The organism is Vasconcelosia minhoensis LEGE 07310 (assembly GCF_015207255.1).
In the GTDB taxonomy this organism is placed as follows: domain Bacteria; phylum Cyanobacteriota; class Cyanobacteriia; order Phormidesmidales; family Phormidesmidaceae; genus Vasconcelosia; species Vasconcelosia minhoensis.
In genome coordinates this window covers 1-4,750 of record NZ_JADEXG010000127.1, presented here as the reverse complement: position 1 = coordinate 4,750, position 4,750 = coordinate 1, and the positions used below count along the sequence as shown (strand labels likewise).

The window sequence follows — 4,750 nt, the reverse complement described above, 5'->3', positions numbered from 1 at the left end:
CGGTCATCATCGAAATCCAGGCAGACAGTTTTCGGCAGCACAGGGCTAAACAGCGTTCTCAAAAGCAGACTGATAAGACCGGACAAGTTAATTGACGCTGACCGGACAAGTTAATTGACATTTGATAGGCGATCCTGCTAAGCGTCTGCTGTATGTTCTCTTTGATGCAATCGGCGACTTTTTGGCTGCGTGCTCTTTTACTGAGTGTCATCGTACCCATGTTTTGAACTTGTTAGGGTGACGATACATGGCTCTGGGCTCTGCCGCAGAGCTTTTTGTTTGTTGTGCTTATTGATACATCCTTGCCAAGCGCTTTTTGTCCCGCTTTAAGTTGATACCCAATCTTTTTCGACCGACAGCAGAAGCTGGACCCGATGACCCAGCCAAATACGAAGAAAGATTAGACAGCCTTGCTCAAGTCATTAGAGATCTAGACCCAGACGTATTAGCGGTTCAAGAAGTCGGTGGACCAGAACCCTTCGAAGATTTAGTGGCTGCGCTCCAGGATCAGTATCCCCATCAGCGGCTGTCTACCAATCCAGACCGACGCGGTATCCGGGTTGGCTTTCTTTCCAAATTGGAAATCGCCGCAAGCGATGAATTAGTTCAGTTCCCTGAGGCTGGCCTTCCGACAGTCCCGAGGCTCGACTCCAAAGGCGATTTTTACCAGTCTACCCGCCTCAACCGAGGTGCCCTGCGAATACAGGTACAGTCCCAGTCAGACATTCCCATTTACCTGATCACCGCTCATTTAAAGTCGAAGCTCCTGACCTTTCCCAACCCTTCTGGAAGGGCTCGCTTTTCACCCAGGAATGAAAACGAACGTGCCCGAGTCGCAGGCACTGCTCTGCTACAGCGAACGGCAGAAGCGGTAGCTCTAAGGATTTGGGCCAATGATTTGCTCAACCGCCAGCCCGAAGCCGCACTGATATTACTAGGCGACCTCAACGATGTAACCGATGCTGCGACCACCCAGATCCTTCAGGGACCTCCCGGCAGCGAGATCGGCACTAGAGGCTTCAATGCACCGGATAAAGGGAACAAAGCCCGGCTATTCAACCTCGCACCACTGATTCCCGAGGAGCGGAGATTCAGCCGGATTTACAAAGGCAATGGAGAACTGATTGATCACATTTTGGCTAGTGAGGAGCTATTGTCGGGTCAGCCCCGCCAGGTCCCAGCAGTAGACTCTCATGTAGACCTTCTAGGAGGATTGCCTTCGATTAGCGGAAATCCAAATGAGCGACGAGAAGAGCCGGGCTCTGACCATGCTCCCGTCACGGCTACTTTTGACATATAGCTAGCACTGGGCGATCGCGTTTAGGGGCAGCAAAAATTCTTCAGCTACGGTACCGCTAGGATTCCTGGCTCTCCTTGACCCAATTGAAGCGAAGCTGCCATCAGGGGCAAGCACAGGACGTTCCCAATCCCCTTGCTAGATCAACCAGTACTTGAGAACTAGGGTCGCAGGTCGACAATCCGCTGTAGGCCACGCGTTGCGATGTGGCTAATATCATTATAGTCCGCAGGCACATCAGCCATGGCACCGCTGGCGAAGAGATTGACCTCAGCGACATTCCGGGCAGCTACGTCGTTAGAGACTTCCGGCGTACGCCAGACAATGGCGAAATCGTCCTGATAAGGCGTCACCGCGGGTGGATTGCGCGAGGCCACCCACTCATTGATGAACATGCGGTAGCGGTTCGAAAATGCAGCATCCGTTTCACTGCCGACCGTTGCCGGCGGCGACGCGCGGACAACATGGATTTGGTGCCGGTCATCGCGGCTAGCATCTGCGATAGTTCGAAAATAGGCTAAATACATTCCCTCCTCACCGGCATGGGCGCCATCGTCGAAAGCCAAGGCCGGTCGGTCAGCGCTCGCTGCCCTGTCGTCGCTAAGCCAACGACCAGAAGCCGCACGATAGCCAGCCGAGCTTGCATCAAGGAACCAGAACTTCAGTCGATTCTGAGTCCGCGACGTATCATGTGCGGTCAGCAGCACCAGCTTGCCAGTCTTGCTGTTGTAAACAGCAGCTGGGGGGACCTCCGAGAGGAAAGGAGTTCCATCGGAACGCCGAACGAGTTGCGCGTCGCCGATACCGACCGAGGCGCCAAGGGTGACCGAGCGCGTCTCGACTTGCTTGGTGGCTGGGTCCCAAAGCACCATTTCCGCGCGGTTGGGGGTACCAATCGGTGCAAGGGTCACCTCGCGGCGACCGCCCACCGCATAAGGCTGTAAAACGCCCTGCAGAGTACCGTCGACATCGACCGTATAGGTACCGAGCTGTATCGTGTTAAACGCAGAGGGGAAGGCAACGAGAATGCGCCCGCCGATCTCGGTAGCGCTTGGTGCACCGAGCACGACCCTGGTGGGCGTGATCAGGTCCCTATTCATCACTTCGCGGCCGCGAAGTGACGTGTAGTAAAGCAGCCCTGGTTCATCCGGCGTCGCGCCAGAACCCGTATATTCAGTGCGGTCGACGCCGGGGACGACGGTGCGGAAAGCGACCAAGATGTTCCCCAAAGCTGCCATTGACACGTCTCCGGTGGCTTCCCCAACCTGATTAAATTGGCCAACGCCCATGGCATAACCGTCATTCACATCGGCACGCACACCGCGTTCACCGTGGATACCGTTGCGGTTCCAATCGACCGTAGCGCTTGCAGGCCCCCTTGCCTCGACATCGAAATTATAGGGGTTGGATTCAAGAAACCGCAGATCGCTTTCCGGGAAGGGCAGATTCTCATCGAGGTCGCGCTCATTGATGCGTAGATCGGCAAACTTACCTAAGCTGAAGTGAACGGCGTCTCGCTCGCCACCGAAGCTGAAGGCATAGTCGTAGTTCATCAGACTCGTGTAGAGCGGACTCTGACCTGTCGCCCCACCCGGCGTGTGCTCCAATCCCAGCTGGTGACCCAATTCATGGATGATCGTGAAATAATTGTTCGACACCCCTGCCCAGTCGGGGCCGCTAGTCTGCCCTCCTCCACTGGTGCCGGTACCGATTAGAAGTCCATGCGCATAACCAATCAGCTCGCTCGGCATTCCCGCGGTGCGAACGGCGCCATAATCGATAAAGGGATCAGCGGATTCGCGGAAACGGTTGCCTAGCCTATTGCCCTGCCGCAAGACAATATGAATGCCTTGCGCGCCGCGTTCCGTCCGGATGGGCAGATTGCCATAGAAGTTCTTGGCCTGTGCCAGATTATTTTGTAGCGTACTCATCAGCGCTGAATTTTCTGCGACTTCTGGTCGGAGCACGGGCACGACGATCATATCCGCACGGTTAGGACTGAGCCCCCAGTCTGCGCGATCGCGTTCCCATTCATCGGGCAAACCGTCGCCATCTGCATCTCCAGGCTGCGCCGGAATCACCACGATGTTGTTATTTTGGTCGGGAGGTGTACCATCAAACACGAAAAGGCCGCCGCGGGTTGGCTGATAGCGCGTGAATGCCTGACCCATATCAATCCAGGCAGGACAGTCGCCCTCGCATGGCTCGCCTGGCCATTTAGAAACCTGGCCCGTTGCGTGGACTGCATAAACAGGTGCCGGGCCGCCGCCGCGACCAGTGAACTCATCGGGATAGGGCTGTGCTCCTGCCACAATGTTCTGTAGGCTGGCAATACTGCCGATTCTAGTCCAATGAGGACAGGACTCTCCTTCGCATGACCGTCCTTCCCATTGCCATATCGCGCCAGTGCCGTGACGCTGAAAGAGATTTCCCGGAGCAGCAAGAATATCGACGGTCGCCTGATTATTGTCGATGCGTGTCCAGGACGGACAGCCTGAAGGGGTGCAGGGCTGACCTTCCCATCGCCAGATAGCACCGTTCACGTGCCGCTGGAAAAGGTTGCCGCGCGCTGAAAAAGTAATTTCGCGGGCCAGGGGGTTGTTGTCAAGCTGTTCCCAGCTGGAGCAACGCTCACCCGAACAATCGCCGCCTTTCCAGCGCCAGATAGCACCGTTGTCATGTAACTGGAAGAGTTGGTCTCCAGCAGCAACGATAGCGCGCGATCGCGGATTATTGTCGATTCGTACCCACGACGGACAACCGGAGCTATCACAGTCTCCTCCAGCCCAGCGCCAGATTGATCCATTACGATGAAGCTGGAACAACTCGTCATAGTTCGCGGCAATCGCTACCGCCTGCCGGTTGTTGTCGATCTGCTGCCAATGCGGGCATGCTCCGTCAAAACAGGGACGGCCCTCCCACCGCCAGATTGCGCCTGTGGTATGCAGCTGAAAGATTTGCGTCGCGCTCGCGGCCACACTGATGCTGCGGATATTCCGATCGATATCGAGCCATTGGCATTCTGCGCCTCGACAATCCGGCTCATCGAGTATCCGCATCGTGCCATCCGCCGAAAGGGAAACCACCCGCTGCGCATGTGCGGCTGAAGGAATCCCTATGGCGACCGCGCACGCGATGGAAAGACAAACTCGAGTCGTTGGTATCTTCAACTTCAAGTAGTTCATGGCTCTATCCATTAAAGTACTGTGGAGAGCGGTCTAGAGCGAAATTGAGCGAGGATAAATACGCTTAAAAGCTCCACTAGGAAAATTTTTTCGGCAGATTTTTTCGTCACTCTAACACAGTTGCAATATTAATTAATAGAATGTTAAATGTCAAGGCCGTAGCGGTGACGTGACAGTCAGTTGTCGTGATGAGTGACATTTGGTAGAGACTACAAAGACTCATCGTGAGACTCATCGAATACAAGTACTGGGTGGCATCAGCGTCAGA

The 4,750-nt window shown here is 55.2% G+C and carries 2 protein-coding genes; one reads left to right on the top strand and one right to left on the bottom strand.

Going from position 1 to position 4,750, the window contains the following annotated elements:
* Positions 1 to 331: 331 nt before the first annotated feature.
* Positions 332 to 1,300 carry an endonuclease/exonuclease/phosphatase family protein gene (locus IQ241_RS24905; protein ID WP_228022085.1) on the top strand — a complete coding sequence of 323 codons (969 nt, stop codon included), beginning with the start codon at positions 332 to 334 and terminating at the stop codon, positions 1,298 to 1,300.
* Positions 1,301 to 1,458: 158 nt separating this feature from the next.
* On the opposite strand, the gene IQ241_RS24900 is transcribed toward IQ241_RS24905, so the two are convergent.
* A complete protein-coding gene (locus tag IQ241_RS24900) occupies positions 1,459 to 4,482 on the bottom strand; it encodes a hypothetical protein (RefSeq protein ID WP_193912463.1) in 3,024 nt (1,007 codons plus the stop codon).
* Between the last annotated feature and the right edge of the window lie 268 nt (positions 4,483 to 4,750).